Origin of the sequence: Leucobacter sp. cx-42 (assembly GCF_014529985.1) — a bacterium.
In the GTDB taxonomy this organism is placed as follows: Bacteria; Actinomycetota; Actinomycetes; order Actinomycetales; family Microbacteriaceae; genus Leucobacter.
This window is the reverse complement of record NZ_JACVMU010000006.1, coordinates 53,000-70,632: the sequence shown is the minus strand read 5'-3', so window position 1 is coordinate 70,632 and position 17,633 is coordinate 53,000. Positions and strand designations below refer to the sequence as shown.

The 17,633-nt window shown below is 59.8% G+C and carries 13 protein-coding genes; all 13 read left to right on the top strand.

The annotated features are described in order from the left end of the window. Positions 1-6 precede the first annotated feature (6 nt). The 13 genes from ICM05_RS06300 to pgsA all read left to right on the top strand — a co-directional run bounded on the left by ICM05_RS06300 (position 7) and on the right by pgsA (position 17,632). A complete protein-coding gene (locus ICM05_RS06300; RefSeq protein ID WP_188023740.1) occupies positions 7-2,271 on the top strand; it encodes a polyribonucleotide nucleotidyltransferase in 2,265 nt (754 codons plus the stop codon). Positions 2,272-2,409: 138 nt separating this feature from the next. Further along, positions 2,410-3,759 (top strand): pitrilysin family protein, encoded by a 1,350-nt coding sequence (locus tag ICM05_RS06295; RefSeq protein WP_188023739.1) that lies wholly within the window; start codon positions 2,410-2,412, stop codon positions 3,757-3,759. A 34-nt stretch (positions 3,760-3,793) separates the two neighbouring features. Further along, entirely contained in the window at positions 3,794-4,534 is a 741-nt protein-coding gene (gene dapB, locus ICM05_RS06290; RefSeq protein ID WP_188023738.1) for a 4-hydroxy-tetrahydrodipicolinate reductase, read from the top strand. A gap of 2 nt (positions 4,535-4,536) precedes the next feature. Continuing rightward, positions 4,537-4,986, top strand: coding sequence for a hypothetical protein (locus ICM05_RS06285; RefSeq protein ID WP_188023737.1), 450 nt, complete (start codon positions 4,537-4,539; stop codon positions 4,984-4,986). A gap of 162 nt (positions 4,987-5,148) precedes the next feature. Continuing rightward, entirely contained in the window at positions 5,149-6,750 is a 1,602-nt protein-coding gene (locus ICM05_RS06280) for an APC family permease (protein ID WP_188023736.1), read from the top strand. Positions 6,751-6,897: 147 nt separating this feature from the next. Beyond that, complete coding sequence (locus ICM05_RS06275) at positions 6,898-7,704, top strand: thymidylate synthase (RefSeq protein ID WP_188023735.1); 807 nt, start codon at positions 6,898-6,900, stop codon at positions 7,702-7,704. Beyond that, entirely contained in the window at positions 7,704-8,288 is a 585-nt protein-coding gene (locus ICM05_RS06270; RefSeq protein ID WP_251364544.1) for a dihydrofolate reductase, read from the top strand. The genes ICM05_RS06275 and ICM05_RS06270 overlap by 1 nt, the downstream gene beginning before the upstream one ends. A gap of 48 nt (positions 8,289-8,336) precedes the next feature. Next, entirely contained in the window at positions 8,337-9,314 is a 978-nt protein-coding gene (gene dapA / locus ICM05_RS06265; RefSeq protein WP_188023734.1) for a 4-hydroxy-tetrahydrodipicolinate synthase, read from the top strand. A gap of 14 nt (positions 9,315-9,328) precedes the next feature. Continuing rightward, the gene (locus tag ICM05_RS06260) at positions 9,329-11,005 is read left to right on the top strand and encodes a ribonuclease J (protein ID WP_188023733.1); all 1,677 of its coding nucleotides are present in this window, start codon (positions 9,329-9,331) and stop codon (positions 11,003-11,005) included. 30 nt (positions 11,006-11,035) lie between these two features. Beyond that, a complete protein-coding gene (murJ, locus tag ICM05_RS06255; protein WP_188023732.1) occupies positions 11,036-12,640 on the top strand; it encodes a murein biosynthesis integral membrane protein MurJ in 1,605 nt (534 codons plus the stop codon). A gap of 120 nt (positions 12,641-12,760) precedes the next feature. Further along, positions 12,761-14,035 carry a peptidoglycan DD-metalloendopeptidase family protein gene (locus ICM05_RS06250; protein ID WP_353055835.1) on the top strand — a complete coding sequence of 425 codons (1,275 nt, stop codon included), beginning with the start codon at positions 12,761-12,763 and terminating at the stop codon, positions 14,033-14,035. Between the two features lie 113 nt (positions 14,036-14,148). Continuing rightward, complete coding sequence (locus tag ICM05_RS06245; RefSeq protein ID WP_188023730.1) at positions 14,149-17,016, top strand: DNA translocase FtsK; 2,868 nt, start codon at positions 14,149-14,151, stop codon at positions 17,014-17,016. A 19-nt stretch (positions 17,017-17,035) separates the two neighbouring features. Further along, positions 17,036-17,632 carry a CDP-diacylglycerol--glycerol-3-phosphate 3-phosphatidyltransferase gene (gene pgsA / locus ICM05_RS06240; RefSeq protein ID WP_188023729.1) on the top strand — a complete coding sequence of 199 codons (597 nt, stop codon included), beginning with the start codon at positions 17,036-17,038 and terminating at the stop codon, positions 17,630-17,632. The last annotated feature ends 1 nt before the right edge of the window (position 17,633 follow it).

Here is a 17,633-nt window from a genome sequence, read left to right as displayed (position 1 = left end):
GAACCCGTGGAGGGTCCTGAAATCAAGTTTGCGGAGGCCGTGCTCGACAACGGTCGTTTCGGCAAGCGCACCATCCGTTTTGAGGCTGGCCGTCTCGCACAGCAGGCACAGGGTGCCGTTGCTGCGTACCTCGACGAGGAGACCATGCTCCTCTCGGCCACCAGCGCATCGAAGCAGCCGAAGGACCACTTCGACTTCTTCCCGCTGACCGTTGACGTTGAAGAGCGTTCGTACGCAGCCGGCAAGATCCCCGGCTCGTTCTTCCGTCGTGAGGGTCGCCCCTCGACCGAGGCTATCCTCGTGTGCCGCCTCATCGACCGTCCCCTGCGCCCGTCGTTCGTCGACGGTCTCCGCAACGAGGTACAGATCGTTGTCACCGTGCTCTCGATCGCACCGGGCGAGTACTACGACGCGCTTGCGATCAACGCAGCGTCGATGTCGACTCAGATCTCGGGCCTGCCTTTCTCGGGTCCCATCGCAGGCGTTCGCCTTGCGCTGATTCCGGGCTTCGGCTCGGACGCAGACCAGTGGGTTGCATTCCCGAACGACGAGCAGGTCAAGGAAGCTGTCTTCGACCTCATGGTTGCAGGCCGCGTTGTTACCAAGGCTGACGGTACCGAAGACGTCGCAATCATGATGGTTGAGGCTGAGGCTACTGAAGGTTCGTGGGACCTCATCAAGGCTGGCGCTGTCAAGCCTGACGAGGCAGTAGTTGCTGCAGGTCTCGAGGCGGCAAAGCCGTTCCTGACCCAGCTCGTGAAGGCACAGGAAGCACTCGCTGCACAGTCGGCGAAGGAAATCGCTGACTACCCCGTCTTCCCCCCGTACGCTGATGAGACCTACGCAGCAGTTGCTGAGCTCGCAGAGGCTGAGCTGTCGTCGATCTACCAGATCGCCGACAAGGTTGAGCGCCAGGACGCTGACGATGCACTCAAGGCACGCGTCAAGGAAGCAATCGCAGCGAAGATCGAGGCTGGTGAGCTCGATGCTTCGGCAGAGGGCCAGGTCTCGGCTGCCTACAAGTCGGTGACCAAGAAGATCGTTCGCGGTCGTATCCTCAGCGAGGGCGCACGTATCGATGGCCGTGGTCTCCGCGACATCCGTGCACTCGACGCAGAGGTGCAGGTCATCCCTCGCGTCCACGGTTCGGCAATCTTCCAGCGCGGCGAGACCCAGATCATGGGTGTCTCCACGCTGAACATGCTGAAGATGGAGCAGCAGATCGACTCGCTGTCGCCCACGACCAGCAAGCGCTACATGCACCACTACAACTTCCCGCCCTACTCGACCGGTGAGACCGGCCGTGTTGGCAGCCCGAAGCGCCGCGAAATCGGCCACGGCTTCCTCGCAGAGCGCGCACTTGTTCCGGTTCTTCCGAGCCGCGAGCAGTTCCCGTACGCAATCCGCCAGGTTTCCGAGGCACTCGGCTCGAACGGCTCGACTTCGATGGGTTCGGTCTGCGCATCGACCCTGTCGCTCCTGAACGCAGGCGTTCCGCTGCGCGCACCTGTTGCGGGCATCGCAATGGGCCTCGTTTCGGATCAGGTTGACGGCGAGACCCGCTTCGCTACCCTCACCGACATCCTCGGTGCAGAGGACGCGCTCGGCGACATGGACTTCAAGGTCGCAGGTACCCCCGAGTTCGTTACCGCTCTCCAGCTCGACACTAAGCTCGATGGCATCCCCTCGGACGTCCTCGCAGGCGCACTGTCGCAGGCAAAGGAGGCTCGCACCGCGATCCTTTCGGTCATGGAGCAGGCAATCGACGCACCCGACGAGATGGCGCCCACCGCGCCTCGCGTCATCAGCGTCCAGATCCCCGTTGACAAGATCGGTGAGCTCATCGGTCCTAAGGGCAAGACCATCAACGGTATTCAGGACGAGACCGGTGCTGACATCTCGATCGATGATGACGGCACCGTCTACATCGGCGCAGTTGACGGCCCCTCGGCTGAGGCAGCACGTGCCCAGGTCAACGCAATTGCGAACCCCCAGAACCCTGAGGTTGGCGAGCAGTACCTCGGCACCGTCGTGAAGAACGCAGCATTCGGTGCGTTCGTCTCGCTCCTCCCAGGCAAGGACGGCCTGCTGCACATCTCTGAGGTGCGCAAGCTCGTCGGTGGCAAGCGTATTGAGTCGGTTGATGAGGTGCTCTCGGTGGGTCAGAAGATCCTCGTGAAGATCACCAAGGTTGACGATCGTGGCAAGCTCTCGCTCGAGCCCGTTCTCGAAGAGAAGGCTGAAGAAGCAGCAGCTCCCGAAGCTGAGTAATCTCACCCTTCGACGGTAACGTCACGACATCGCGCCCGCGACCCCAGCAATGGTGGCCGCGGGCGCGATGCGTTTCTGCTGGCGGATCGATCCGCGCCCCTGGGCAATTGTCCAGAAGGAAGGGCATAGGCTGGAGGAATGCGCGAGCCGATTCAGTTTCCCCTCGACCAGCCCGAACTTACAATCGATCTGGGCGGCGGTGAGATTCGGCGTACGGTGCACCCGAGCGGTTTGCGAATCCTGACGGAACGGATGCCCGCTGCCCGCAGCGCGTCGATCGGCTTCTGGGTTGGCGTTGGCTCGGCTGATGAGCAGGCTGTGAGCAACGAAGCGCCCGGCAGTCTCGGCTCGACCCACTTCCTTGAGCACCTGCTCTTCAAGGGCACACCATCGCGTGATGCCTATGAGATCGCCACCAGCTTTGATCGCATTGGTGCTGAGCACAACGCCCTCACCGCGAAGGAATACACCTGCTACTACGCGAAGGTGCGTGACGCGGATCTCGAGCACGCAACCGTTGTCCTCACGGATATGGTGGCAAACTCGGTACTCGACGAGAAGGAGTTCGAGACCGAACGTGGCGTGATCCTCGAAGAGCTCGCCATGGCAGCAGACGATCTTGGCGATGTTGCGAGTGAGCGACTGTTCGAAGAGGTCCTCCGCGGGCACGCGCTCGGCCGCCCGATTGGCGGCAATAATGAGACGATCCGCGCGGCAAAGCGCGATGACGTGCTTCGTCACTACAAGGAACAGTACGATCCCTCGACCCTGATCGTTACGGCGGCCGGTGCGGTTGATCACGATCGATTTGTTGAGATCGTCCTGCGCGAATTGGGTCTTGCCGACTCGGCACAGTGGGATCTCAACGTGGATCGCACCCCAGTCCGTCGTCCTGCAGCGACACTGGAGTGGGCTGGCACCGCGGGCGCTCCGGCGCTTGTCGAGCGCACGAGTGAACAGGTAAACCTCATGCTCGGCACCCCTGCGCTGCGCAACGGGGATCCGCGCCGCTACGCATACGGCATCATGAACTCGGTACTTGGCGGGGGAATGTCCAGTCGCCTGTTCCAGGAGATCCGCGAGAAGCGCGGGCTTGCCTACACCGCCTACTCCTTCGGTGCGAGCTACACCGATGCTGGCCTCTTCGGCATGTACGCGGGTATGGCGCCGGCGAATGCGGTTGAGGTCATGGAGCTTGCCAAGGCGGAGCTCGCTCGGTTGGCGGATCAGGGCATCACCGAGGAAGAGCTCGAACGCACCCTCGGTCAGGTCGCTGGTTCTTCTGCTCTGGCACTCGAGGATTCGGACACGCGGATGAGTCGCCTCGCACGCGCAGAGATGACCTCGGGGGAATTCTACGACCTCGACATGTCGCTTGAGCGCTACGCGGCAGTGACGAACGAAGAGATTCAGTCGATGGCACAGACGCTCGCTGCGCAGCCACTGCAGATCGTTGCGGTGGGTGCTGTGGAGGGCCTCGGTCTCTAAGCAGACTGTCGGTGGTCACCGCTACGCTGGGAACATGGCAATTTCAGTAGCGGTGGCCGGTTCGACCGGTCGGCTTGGTTCCCTCATTTGCGACGTGATTGAGGAGGACCCGCGATTCGAGCTGGTCGCGCGTCTGCGCAGCTCGTCTGCTCCTGACGAAGGTGCAGACGCTGAGGTGCTGGTCGACGTGACGACCCCTGACGCTTCGCAGGCGGTCGTAGAGCGCGCGCTGCGACGCGGCCAGAAGGTCATTGTGGGTACGAGTGGCTGGTCGCAAGAGCGCCTTGCTGAGCTCGACACGCTGATTTCTGAGATCTCGGGTGCGGGTGCGATTGTCGTCCCGAACTTCTCGCTCGGCTCGGTGCTTGGCACCGCGCTCGCGCAGATCGCGGCCCCGTTCTTCGACTCCATCGAGATCATTGAGTCGCATCACGCGAAGAAGGTTGATTCTCCCTCCGGTACCGCAGTGCGTACTGCGGAGCTCATGATGGCCGCGAGAGGCGGGAATCCGGTAGAGGCTCCCTACGCAGAGCAGACGGCCCGGGGCGAGCTCATCGGTGGAATCCCGGTCCATAGCCTTCGTATGACGGGCGTCATGGCGAAACAAGAGGTCCGCATGGGTGGTGCCGGTGAAGTCCTCACGGTCACGCATGACACGCTCTCTGGCGATTCGTACAAGGCTGGCATCCGTGCGGCGCTCGCAGCTGCGCCCGAAGCGACCGGTTTGACGGTTGGCCTCGATGTGTTGCTCGGACTTGGCAAGGTAGGTGCATAACGATGAAGGCGCGTAGCAACGCAATTTTTGGCATCATCACCATGAGCGCGCTGCTGGTGCTCTACTTCTTCCTTGCCGGTGTGAAGGCGGTCGCGCTCATCATGTCTGGTGATGCAATCGCTGTGGCAATGGGTATCGCGCTGGTGATCTTGCCGATCATTGGCGTGTGGGCGCTCGTGCGAGAAATCATGTTTGGCTACTCTGCTACGAAGCTGGTTGACCAGCTTGAAGCTGAGGGCAATCTTCCTGATGACCTGTTCGTGGTTGAGGGTGGCAAACGCCCGACTCATGAAAATGTCGAGGCTGTTTTCCCGAAGTATCAGCAGGCTGCAGAGACTGCTCCGGAGGAGTGGCGCAACTGGATGCGGTTGTCGATTGTCTACGATGCGGCAGGTGACCGAAAGCGTGCAAGACAGGCGACTAGACAAGCAATTACTGTAGAACACAACTAAATCAGTGGCGTTTCGCAGCTCAATGCGACTTTTTCATACTTCAGGCGTAAGATGCTCTGAGCAAGTTAACTAGCCATACGTATTGCTGTGGGAAGCATTTGCTCTGTGCAAATGCGTATGGGATCTTCTCGCACTGATGCGAGAGAAAGACGGAGTAGACGCATGTCTTCTAAGTATGACCAGAGCGTTCCAGAAGGTGCTACCCGCACCCTGGATTCGGTCACTGGTATTAGCAAGAAGGGCTTGGAATCAGGCACTGTCGGCGTTGTCGGCGCACTGGTTATCGGCCTTTCGGTGTGTGCACCTGCGTACACTCTGACCTCGGCAATTGGGCCGGCGGCGAGTGAAGTCGGTTACCAGACGCCCGCAATCTTCCTCATGGGCTTCATCCCCATGTTGCTGGTTGCGATCGGCTACCGCGCACTGAACTCGGCAATGCCTGACTCGGGTACCTCGTTCACGTGGGCAACCCGTGCATTCGGCCCGTGGGTGGGCTGGATGGCAGGCTGGGGCCTCATCGCGGCGACTGTGCTCGTGCTGTCGAACCTCGCAGGTATCGCCGTGGAGTTCTTGTTCCAGTCGATCGCGATTCTCGCGAATAACCCAGATATCGCACTGATCTCTGAGAACAAGTTCATCAACATTCTGGTCTGCCTTGCATTCATGGCAATGGCAACCTTCATTTCGTACCGAGGCATGACCTCGACGAAGATCTTCCAGTACATCACGGTCATCTTCCAGATGGGCGTCATGATCTGGTTCGCAGTGGCAATGTTCATGGGCGCGGCAGATCCCGCAAACCCCGAGGGCAAGATGCCTGAGCTGTCGTGGTTCAACCCGCTTGAGGTCTCAAGCGTGAGCGCCTTCGCCGCTGGTATTGCGGTTTCGATCTTCGTCTACTGGGGCTGGGACACCATCCTCACCATGGGTGAAGAGACCAAGCCTTCGAAGGGTCGCATGTCGACCGAGAGCAAGGCCGCAATGATCCTCGTTGCGATCCTTGTCGTGATGTACGTCGGCACCGCAGCAGCAACTGTTGCCTTCGCTGGCATTGGCGACGGCCCCACCGGCCTGGGGAACGAAGCAATCGCTGAGAACGTGTTTGCAGCCCTTGCTCACCCGGTTATGGGTGGCGCGGCAATCTTCCTGTCGCTCGCGATTCTGGTCTCGGCAATGGCATCGATTAACTCGACCGCGATCTCGCCTGCACGTACCCTGCTCGCAATGGCACACTATGGTGCAATCCCAGCTGCGATCAAGAAGATTCACCCGAAGTACAAGTCGCCGCACATCGCACTGATGCTGTCGTCGATCGTCGCTTCGGTCTTCTACGCGGTCATGCGCTTCATCAGTGAAGATGTGCTGTGGGACACCATCACCGCTCTCGGCATGATGGTCTGCTTCTACTACGGCATTACCGCTCTTGCGAGCACCTGGTACTTCCGTAAGCTTGCTCCCAAGCAGGGCTTCGGCTCGATGATGTCGAAGGTCATCCTTCCCGGCATCGGTGGCGTCATCCTGCTCCTGGTCTTCATCCAGACGACCGTTGACAGCATGGATCCCGCCGCTGGTTCCGGCAGCAACATCGCCGGCGTTGGTCTGGTCGGCCTGATCGGCGTTGTCGTGCTCGGACTTGGTGTTGTGCTCATGCTCATCCAGTCGCGTAAGACTCCTCGCTTCTTCAAGGGCCAGGTGCTTGAGCGCGTGGACGCGACGAACGATACCTCGATCATCGAGGTCTTCGACGACGGCCTGGGAAGCTAATTTCCCTTGCGGCTTCGGCTGTAACAATGGCTGTGCCCCGGTGCGAAGTCGCCGGGGCACAGCCATTTTTGGTGGTGTCTACCGCCGACACGTGATCTTCGTGTGAGTCTCGGCTCGACGTTCAAACTCTTGGGTAAGATTGAGCGCATGACTGCTGAGATCAAGACTCCATACGAAGACCTGCTTCGTGAGGTATATGAGACCGGTACTCCAAAGAGCGATCGCACGGGCACCGGCACGCGCAGTCTCTTCGGGCGCCAGATCCGCTACGATCTCGCAGAGTCGTTCCCGCTGCTCACGACGAAGCGCGTGCATTTCAAGTCGGTCGCGGTTGAACTGCTGTGGTTCCTGCGCGGCGAGTCGAACACCAAGTTCCTCACCGACAACGGTGTAACGATTTGGGACGAGTGGGCTGACGAACAGGGCGATCTCGGACCCGTCTACGGCGTGCAGTGGCGCTCGTGGCCAGCGCCCGGCGGCGAGCACATTGACCAGATTGCCAACGTTATCGAGCAGCTCCGCTCGAACCCTGACTCGCGTCGCATCATCGTGTCTGCATGGAATGTCGCTGATCTCGACGAGATGGCGCTTATGCCGTGCCACGCGTTCTTCCAGTTCTACGTTGCTGACGGCAAGCTGTCTTGCCAGCTGTACCAGCGTTCGGCCGACATGTTCCTTGGCGTTCCTTTCAACATTGCGTCGTACGCGCTGCTGACCCTGATGGTTGCCCAGCAGGTCGGCCTCGAACCAGGTGAGTTCATTTGGACTGGCGGAGATTGCCACGTGTACGACAACCACGTTGAGCAGGTTGAGAAGCAGCTTTCGCGCGAACCGTACGCGTACCCGCAGATCAAGATCAACAAGGCTGACTCGATCTTTGACTACACGCTCGATGACTTCGAGGTCGTCGGCTACGAACACCATCCCGGTATTAAGGCGCCGGTGGCGGTCTAATGAAACACGCAGAACGCACCATTGGTGAGGGTCTCGGCATGATTTGGGCCGAGGCAACCGGGGGAGTGATCGGCCGTGCGGGCACCATGCCTTGGCACCTGCCTGAGGACCTCGCACACTTCAAGCGCACGACCTGGGGCGCGCCAGTGATCATGGGGCGTCGCACGTGGGAATCGCTTCCTGAGAGTTTCCGGCCGCTTCCTGGTCGTACCAACGTGGTGATTACGAGCGACGCGGCGTACGGTGCTGACGGCGCGACCGTTGTCGCGACGCTTGAGGAAGCGCTCGCGCTGACAAAGACGGCTGTGCGCGATGCGTACGATGCTGCCTGCGCAGATAACGCTGCTGCAGCTCACGGCGAGTGGCCTGCGCGCGCCGCGTGGATTATGGGCGGCGGCCAGCTGTATCGTGCAGCGATGCCGCTCGCTGACGAGCTGGTTGTGACGCGGATCTCCATTGACGTCGATGACGCCGACACCTTTGCGCCTGAAATTGGGCCAGAGTGGCATCTCACAGAAAGCGGCCCCGAGGAGCAATCACAGCAGGGTCTCGGGTACGTTTTCGAGCGCTGGACACGTCACTGATACGTAATCTGGATAATCTCAGCAGCCCGAGTCGGGTAGCCTAAGTAAGTGGCAAATATTGAGAACCCCTTCGGGCAGGTCCTGGTCGCGCTTGTAACACCGTTCGATGCTGACGGTGAAGTTGACTGGGCTGCGACGGAGCAGCATATTGAAAACTGCATTCAGGGCGGTGCTGACGGCATCGTCGTGACTGGAACGACCGGTGAGACGTCTACCCTCACCGACCCTGAAAAGTTGAAGCTCGTCCAGGTTGCGAAATCTGTGGCGAGCGGCCGCGCAAAGATTATTACCGGTGGCGGATCGAACGAAACCGCACACGCAATTGAGCTCTACCGCGCGAGTGAGCGCGCGGGTGCAGATGGTGTCATGATCGTGACCCCGTACTACAACAAGCCCACTCAGGCGGGCTTGCTCACTCACTTCCGTATGGTTGCTGACGCAACCGACCTTCCCACCATCCTGTACGACATTCCCGGTCGTACCGGTGTTCCGATTGCCTACGAGACGATTCTTCGCCTCGCGAAGCACCCGAACATTGTGGCTGTGAAGGACGCAAAGGGCGATCTCAGTCAGGTGAGCCGTGTGCTCAACCAGACTGACCTGCTCTACTTCTCGGGCGACGACGCGAACGTGCTTCCGCACCTGTCGATCGGCGCCTCTGGCCTTATCGGTGTGACGGCAAACATTGCTCCTGCACCGTACCGTGCGATGGTCGACGCGGTGAACGCTGGCGACCTGCACGCAGCAACGGCTGTACACAAGAACCTCGAACCGCTCGTGCGCGCAGTTATGACGCATGTCCCGGGAACGGTTGCAGCGAAGTACATTCTCCACGGTCTCGGCCGTATTTCGAGCCCGCGCGTGCGTTTGCCGCTCGTCGGTCCCGAAGAGTGGGAAGCTGCAGTCATCGAAGATGAGCTGTCGCTGGTTCGCGATGTACCCGGTGTTGACTTTACGAACTTCCGACCGGACCGCAATGCGGCTGCCGGCGGTGCTCTGCCCAAAATCGCAGGCACCACCAGATAAACACAGGAGGCTTTGTGCCGAACCCCCCGTACGCTCCGCCAGCCCTCGAAGAGGGTACGCTTCGCATCACGCCACTCGGTGGCCTGGGCGAAGTTGGCCGAAACATGACTGTCTACGAGATCAACGGCAAGCTGCTGATCGTCGACTGTGGTGTGTTCTTCCCCGAGGTGCAGCACCCCGGCGTCGACCTCATCCTTCCCGACATCTCGAAGGTTGAAGACCGTCTCGAAGACATCGTCGCGGTTGTGCTCACGCACGGCCACGAGGACCACATCGGTGGTGTCCCGTATCTTCTGAAGATGCGCGAAGACATCCCGCTGGTCGGTTCGAAGCTGACCCTGGCATTCGTGTCGGCAAAGCTCAAGGAGCACCGTATCCGCCCGGTCACGCGCGTCGTGGCTGAGGGGGAGCGTACCAAGTACGGTCCGTTTGATCTCGAGTTCATCGCCGTGAACCACTCGATCCCCGATGCACTCGCTGTCGCGATCCGCACCGACGCTGGTCTGGTAATCGGCACCGGTGACTTCAAGATGGATCAGCTCCCACTCGACGGCCGCATCACTGACCTTCGCGCGTTTGCTCGCCTCGGTGAAGAGGGCGTTGACCTCTTCATGACTGACTCGACGAACGCAGATGTTCCTGGTTTCACGCCGCTTGAGAAGAACATCGGCCCGGTTATCGAGCAGGTCATTTCGCGCGCCCCAGGCAAGGTCGTCGTTGCGAGCTTCTCGAGCCACGTGCACCGCGTGCAGCAGGTACTCGACGCAGCTCACGCAAACGGCCGTCAGGTCGTGCTACTTGGCCGCTCGATGGTCCGCAACATGAAGATCGCTTCTGACCTCGGGTACCTCAACGTTCCCGAGGGTGTGCTCGTCGATCTCAAGAAGAGCGGCGACATTCCCGATCACCGCATCGTGTACATGTCGACCGGTTCGCAGGGTGAGCCGATGGCTGTGCTCAGCCGTATGGTGAACCAGGAACACCAGGTTGAGGTTGGCAAGGACGATACCGTCATCCTCGCGTCGAGCCTCATTCCCGGTAACGAGACCTCGGTCTACCGTGTGATCGATGGCCTCATCAAGCTTGGCGCCAACGTTGTTCACAAGGGCAACGCAAAGGTACACGTCTCGGGCCATGCAGCGGCAGGCGAGCTCCTGTACTGCTACAACATCGTTCGCCCGAAGAACGTGATGCCGATCCACGGTGAATACCGCATGCTCGTCGCAAACGCTGCGCTCGCAATTGAGACCGGCGTTCCCGCGAACCGCACGGTGATCGCTGAGAACGGCACCGTTGTTGACCTCGTTGATGGCGTTGCACGCGCGGTTGGCCAGATCGATACTGAGTTCATCTACGTCGACGGCAAGAGCGTCGGTCGCGTCACTGAGGACGACCTCAAGGACCGCATGACCCTCGCTGAGGAAGGTTTTATCTCGGTCATTACCGTGGTCGAGCCGACTACCGCGCACATCGTTTCGGGTCCCGATATCCACGCAAAGGGTGTCGCCGAGGATCGTCGCGTCTTCGACAAGATCAAGCCGCAGATTGCAGACGCACTTGAGGCAGCTATGAAGGACGGCGTGACCGACCACAAGCAGCTGCAGCAGATCACGCGTCGCACGATCGGTCGCTGGGTGGGCACCAAGCTCCGCCGTAAGGCAATGATCGTGCCCGTCGTGGTCGTCGTCTAACTCCCGTAAAAGGGAACGAAAGGTCAGAGGGTGGCTTCTGGGATCGCGCGCGCAAGTGCGCTGATGGCTTCTGGCACGATGGTGTCGCGAGTGCTCGGCTTCGTCAAGACGGCCCTGCTCGCGTTCGCAATCGGCCAGACGCAGTCGATTTCTGCCGACGCATTTGCGAACGGCTCGATGCTCCCGAACACCCTCTACCTCATGCTGGTGGGCGGCATGTTGAGCTCCGTGCTCGTGCCGCTCATCGTCAAAGCATCGCAAGGGCCCGATGGGGGCGCCGCATACATCAACAAGATCATGACACTGATCTTGACGATCCTCGGCACGGTTACCGTGTTGGCGATGGCGGCCGCCCCCTGGCTCGTGCACATTTTCACCCTTGAATTCCCGGCGGATCAGCGTGCACTCGCAACCGCGTTCGCTTACTGGTGCCTCCCGCAGATCCTGCTCTACGGCCTCTTCACCGTCCTCGGTGAGGTGTTGAACGCACGTAGCGTGTTTGGCCCGTTTTCCTGGGCGCCAGCTATTAATAATCTCGTGGGAATTGCGGGTATTGCCGCGTTCATCCTTATTTTTGGCGCGGATCCAGACGGCCTCCGGACGGTCTCCGACTGGAATGGCTGGAGCATCGCACTGCTGGCCGGCAGCGGCACGCTCGGAGTCGCGATCCAGTCTGCGATCCTGTACATCGCGTGGACTAAGTCGGGGATCCGCTATCGCCCTGACTTCCAGTGGCGCAACATGGGTCTCGGCGAGACGGCGCGCGTCGCAAGCTGGAGCCTCGGCTCGGTTGTGGCAATGCAGCTCGGCAGCATCATCACCACGAATGTGGCGAATAGCGCCTCAGGTAGCGGTCCGTCTGCCGCGGCGATGCAGAACGCCTGGCTGCTCTTTATGCTCCCGCACTCGGTAATCGCGATGTCGATTGGCACGGCATTCTTTACTCGGCTTGCTACCGCGGGTCAGACCGGCGACACCGTCGGGTATCGCGAGAATTTCCAATCTGCCACCCGGTCGATCAGTCTTGTCATGCTGTTCTCGGCCGCGCTGATGATGGCTGTTGCGCCGTACGTGAGCCGTGTTGTCCTTTTCGCTACCGATGAGTCTCAAGTGCAGATGTTCACGCTGGTGCTCCGTGGGTATCTCATTGGCCTCGCTGCTTTTAGCTTCCTGTATGTGGTGCAGCGCGGCTTCTTCGCGCTCACAGATATGAAGACCCCGTTCTTCTTCAACCTTGTGCAGATCATTCTGTACTCTGGCGGTGGCCTGTTCTCCCTGATGCTGCCGCATCAGTTCACCGTTGTCGGCCTGACGCTCACTTGGGCGCTTTCCACGATCATTGAGTGCATTCTTGCGGCTATCCTGCTGCGTCGAAAAGTTGGTTTGCTTGGTGGTCGGCGGATCCTGCGAACGCTTTTGAGTGCGGTCCCAGCTGGCTTCATTGCAGCGGTCGTCGGTATCGCGATGGTGTCTCTCTTCGACGACAATTTGGGCCTCGCTACTGTGTTTGATGCGATTTGGCGCTCAGTTGTCATCGCTGTGGTTACGGGAATTGTCTTTGTTGGCGTACTCGCGATCACACGTTCGCCAGATCTTCGCGTAATCCTGGCCCGTCTGAAAGCGCGTTCGAACTGAGGATGCTAGCGTTCTGTGAGTAGTGTTTTTGAACACTTCCTTACACCGATCACCAACACGGGAGGCCGTATGCGAACTCGAACTTCTGCTCAAAGCAATGCGCGACGCAGATGGACGGGTGTGGTCGGTATCGCGGCAGCAGCGTGCATCGTCGCCACTGGTCTCACGTTCGGTGCTTCACCTGGCCAGGCAGTAGATGCCGATCTCCCCACGTGGGACGATGTCCAGAAGGCGAAGCAAGACGTGAACGCGACAGACGCCAAGATCACTGAGATCGAGGCGCTCCTCGTGCAGGTCGCGAAAGAAGTGGAGACGACGAAACAGGCGTCGATCACCGCTGGCAATGCGCTCGCGCAGGCCGAGGACGACCTGCTTGCAGCGAACGAACGCGTAGAAGCACTTGAGACGAAGGCAAGCGAGAGCGCAGAGGAAGCGGAAGCTGCCTCGCGCGAAGCAGCTTCGCTCGTGTCTCAGATGTACCGTTCCGGTGGCGTAGACCGCAACATGGAGCTCTTCCTGGAGAGCGACGCATCCACGGCTGATCAGCTGCTCGAGCGTCTTGCGGTGATGTCGAAGGCATCTGAACGTAATTCCAAGGTTGCTGACGACGCAACTCGCGCCCGCAACAATGCGGAGACGCTTGGACAGCAGGCTGAATCTGCATCAGCAGAACGCGAGCGTTTGCAGCAGGAAGCTGCTGAACGCAAGGAGATTGCTACCGTTGCGGCGGCCGCTGCGGTTGAGAAGCAGACGACGCAGGAAGAGCAGCAGGCAACGCTCGAAGCTCAGCTTGAAGCGCTCAAAGACAAGTCAGCCGAGACGGTTGAAGGCTACGAAGAACGCGTACGTCAAGAGGCAGAAGAAGAGCGTCAGCGCCAGGAAGCCGCTCGGAAGGCGGCTGAAGAGGCTGCACGCAAGGCCGCTGAAGAAGCTGCCAACAATAACAACGGAGGTGGCGGCGGTGGCGGCGGCGGTGGCGGTACTGTCAGCCCGCCAACTGGTGGCGGCGGCTGGGGCTACCCGCTCGCGTGGAACAGCGTGAATGAGGAGTTTGGTGGCGCCCGTAACCACGGTGGCCTCGACTTCGATGGTGCAATGTGGACGCCGATTTACGCTGTGGCAGCTGGCCGTGTAACCGCCTGCTACGAGTTCAGTAACTATGGCAACGCTGTAGATATCCAGCATGCAGACGGATCGATGACTCGTTATGCACATCAGCCGTATGGCGGCATCATCGTCAGCTGCGGTCAGTGGGTTGAGAAGGGCCAGCAGATTGGCCATATCGGAAGTACTGGTTGGTCCACCGGCCCGCATCTCCACTTCGAAACTTGGCCGAATTCCTGGAGCCGAGTCGATCCACGTGGGTTCATGGCCGCACGCGGCGTCTACTTCTAAACCAGCGAATAACGCACATTGATTCAGCCGCCTACGGTCACCGTAGGCGGCTGAATCATAGGCACGCCGAACCGAAGCACACGCATGTCGGTGGTGCCTTGTACCGTATTCACATGGCCAAAAACTCGTCAGCGAACGGCAAAGCCGGGAAAACATCCGCGAAGAGTCGTAACTCTTCCGGGTCTCAGGCGACCGCGCGCACCCGAGTGCTCATGGAAGCTGAGCCAAGCTCCCCGTTCATTGTTCGTGTTTGGGAGAGCATTGCGCACGCAGTCGGTGGTGCTGCTCGCACATTCCGTGCGGAGCCGCTTGACGCGGCAGATCGTCGCGATGGTTTCCCGCTGTTCCTCGTCGTGCTTGCGCTCATAGGCGCGATCCTTGAATGGTTTGCAATTGGCAGTGATGTGGCGTCGCAGATCACTGCTTATACCTTTGGCGGCCTGGTTGGGCGTATCGCCTTCGGTCTTCCGATCATTATGTTCTGCTTTGCGTTGTGGCTGTTCAACCATCCACTGAGTGTGAATGACAATCGCCGCATCGCGATCGGACTCTTCCTCGCAGTTGCGAGTGCGTCTGGCCTCACCCATCTCTACGGCAACGAACCTCAGCCCAGCCAGGGAATGCCAGCGCTTTCTGCAGCCGGAGGCCTTCTGGGCTGGCTGGTTGGCACGCCGCTTGGCGCGTTGACCAAGTGGTTTGCTGTGCCTGTCCTCTCGCTCCTCCTGATTTTCGCGGTACTCATCGTGACGAAGACCCCGCCAGGCCGTATTGTGCGACGTATCCGTGAAGGGTACGCATATTTGTTCGGAGAACAGGTGCCCGCGGCGCCTGAGGCTGCACCGCGCAATTCGCGTGCGCGCGCTCAGAACGACGAATCTGATGCCGAACTCTTCGACCATGACTCTCCTGAATCGTTGCCCTGGTGGCGCCGTAACTCAACCGGGCGCGAGGAAGATCCTGACTTTGTACAGGCTGCAGAAGCGCTTGACGATGTGCTCCCAGCTGAAGATAGCGGGCGGGGCGCATTTGAGTCTGCGTTTGCTACCGATGACGCGGTCACCGCAGTTGTCGGCGCGTCTGACGAGACAGCGGCGATCGCTACCGGTGATCCGTTCGCTGATCTTGGTCTCGGTACTGACTTCCTGAGCGCAGAAGTGAGCGGAGCACGGGGCGGCTCTGGTCTTGGCGATGATTCGCCCGAAGTGGAAACCCGAATTCTCGACCTCGACGATTTTGGCGCCGATGACGGTGAAGCTCCGGCATTCGAGGTTGCGCCGCTGCACGACCCCGCAGCCGGCACGTCCTACGACCTCCCTGATGCGCGCATCCTGTCTGAGGGATCCACGCCGAAAACCCACACCGATGCGAATGACCAAATCATGGCAGCAATCGGTCGCGTGTTCGAAGAGTTTAAGGTTGATGCGCAGGTCACTGGCTTCTCCCGTGGCCCCACGGTGACGCAGTATGAAGTTGAGCTCGGTCCCGGCGTAAAGGTCGAGAAGGTTACTGCGCTTTCACGCAACCTGTCATACGCGGTCGCCTCAAACGAGGTGCGAATCCTCTCGCCAATCCCTGGCAAGAGTGCCATCGGTATCGAGATCCCGAATACGGACCGCGAGAATGTCGCGCTCGGTGACGTGCTTCGTTCTGCGAAGGCACAGCGATCGACGCACCCGATGACCATCGGCGTCGGTAAAGACGTCAAGGGTGGCTTCGTGATCGCCAACCTTGCAAAGATGCCTCACCTGCTGGTTGCCGGCGCAACCGGCTCAGGTAAATCGAGCTTTATCAACTCGATGATCACGAGCATTTTGATGCGCTCGAAGCCTGAAGAGGTGCGCATGGTGCTCGTCGATCCGAAACGTGTTGAGCTCACGGTGTACCAGGGTGTTCCTCACTTGATCACCCCCATCATCACTAACCCGAAGAAAGCTGCTGAAGCGCTCCAGTGGGTCGTGAAAGAGATGGACATGAGGTACGACGACCTCGCAAGCTTCGGCTTCCGACACATTGACGATTTCAATGCCGCGATTCGCGAGGGGAAAATCATCCTGCCCGAGGGCAGCGAACGGAAGCTCAAGCCGTATCCCTACCTGCTCGTTGTCGTCGATGAGCTCGCAGACCTCATGCTGGTTGCGCCGCGCGACGTTGAAGACTCAATTCAGCGCATCACGCAGCTCGCACGTGCCGCAGGCATTCATCTGGTGCTTGCGACTCAGCGGCCCTCGGTCAACGTGGTCACTGGCGTGATCAAGTCAAACGTTCCAAGTCGCTACGCGTTTGCCGTGGCATCGGGTACTGACTCTCGAGTCATCCTTGATGAGGTCGGCGCTGAGCGTCTGATCGGTCAGGGTGACGGCCTGCTGCTCTTGAACGGTGAATCCAGTCCGATGCGCGTGCAAGGCGCGTGGGTAAACGAGGCTGAGATTGCTCGTGTCGTCGAGCACGTAAAGACACAGGCGCTCCCTGAGTACCGTGCAGACGTTGCTCAGGTCGTCGAGAAGAAGGAAATCGACGCAGACATCGGCGACGACCTGGAAGTGCTTATCGCCGCAATCGACCTTGTGGTGACGTCACAGTTCGGGTCGACGTCCATGCTGCAGCGCAAGCTGCGTGTGGGCTTCGCAAAGGCCGGCCGTCTTATGGACCTGATGGAGTCGCGAGAAATCGTCGGCCCCTCTGAGGGATCAAAGGCTCGCGACGTGCTTGTCTCGCCTGAACAGCTTCCCGAGATTCTCGCGCGCATTAATGGCACGCCTACCCCGTCCGTTACTCCGGCAACACCGCCTGCGATGCCCGCAGCACCAGCGGCCGCAGCAGCGGTTTCCGAACCTGCTGATCAGTTCTCGAACAGCAGTCTGACGCCAGCTGCCGATGGGTACTCAGACGATCGCTACAACGATCCGCTGTTGAACTCGTCAGTTACTGATGACGACGATGAACCTGACGAAGATGCCTGGCAACTCACTGGCCGGGACTAACGAATACGAGATGAGTTCCATGACGAACGCACCCGCAGCACGCCAGAGTAACTGGAATGCGCCCAACATCATTACCGGCGCCCGCATTCTTGCGACTCCACTGTTTGTGTGGTTGATTCTCGCGAGTGGCGATTCAGCGGCCATGCGTTGGGGGGCAACGGCCTTCTTCGTAGTGGCAATCGCGACCGATGCGCTCGACGGTTACTTGGCTCGTTCGAAAGGTTTGATTACCGATCTCGGTAAGCTCCTAGACCCGATCGCAGACAAGGTACTGACTGGTGCGGCACTGGTCTGCCTCTCGATCATTGCTGAGCTGCCGTGGTGGGTGACCATCATTGTGCTCGTTCGTGAGGTTGGCATCACGATCCACCGCCTGATGATCGTCAGCGACGTTGTGGTTGCCGCGGCCTGGATGGGGAAGCTCAAGACCGTTGCACAGTCGATTGCGATCGCCCTCGCATTGACGCCGCTATCGCAGCTCGACGGGGTAGCCGGCACGATCTTCGAGTGGGTGAACATCATTACGATGAGTATTGCCGTGTTCCTCACTATCGCGAGTGGCATCGATTACATCATCGCGTACGTTCGTAGTCAGCGCGTTGCGCAGGGTAAGTAGC

Bases quoted from the DNA above. Each gene is read 5' to 3' on its own strand.
- ICM05_RS06245 (WP_188023730.1), top strand. From the start codon at position 14,149: ATGGCCAAAAACTCGTCAGCGAACGGCAAAGCCGGGAAAACATCCGCG.
- ICM05_RS06280 (WP_188023736.1), top strand. From the start codon at position 5,149: ATGTCTTCTAAGTATGACCAGAGCGTTCCAGAAGGTGCTACCCGCACC.
- ICM05_RS06285 (WP_188023737.1), top strand. From the start codon at position 4,537: ATGAAGGCGCGTAGCAACGCAATTTTTGGCATCATCACCATGAGCGCG.
- dapB (WP_188023738.1), top strand. From the start codon at position 3,794: ATGGCAATTTCAGTAGCGGTGGCCGGTTCGACCGGTCGGCTTGGTTCC.
- ICM05_RS06295 (WP_188023739.1), top strand. From the start codon at position 2,410: ATGCGCGAGCCGATTCAGTTTCCCCTCGACCAGCCCGAACTTACAATC.
- ICM05_RS06275 (WP_188023735.1), top strand. From the start codon at position 6,898: ATGACTGCTGAGATCAAGACTCCATACGAAGACCTGCTTCGTGAGGTA.
- ICM05_RS06270 (WP_251364544.1), top strand. From the start codon at position 7,704: ATGAAACACGCAGAACGCACCATTGGTGAGGGTCTCGGCATGATTTGG.
- pgsA (WP_188023729.1), top strand. From the start codon at position 17,036: ATGACGAACGCACCCGCAGCACGCCAGAGTAACTGGAATGCGCCCAAC.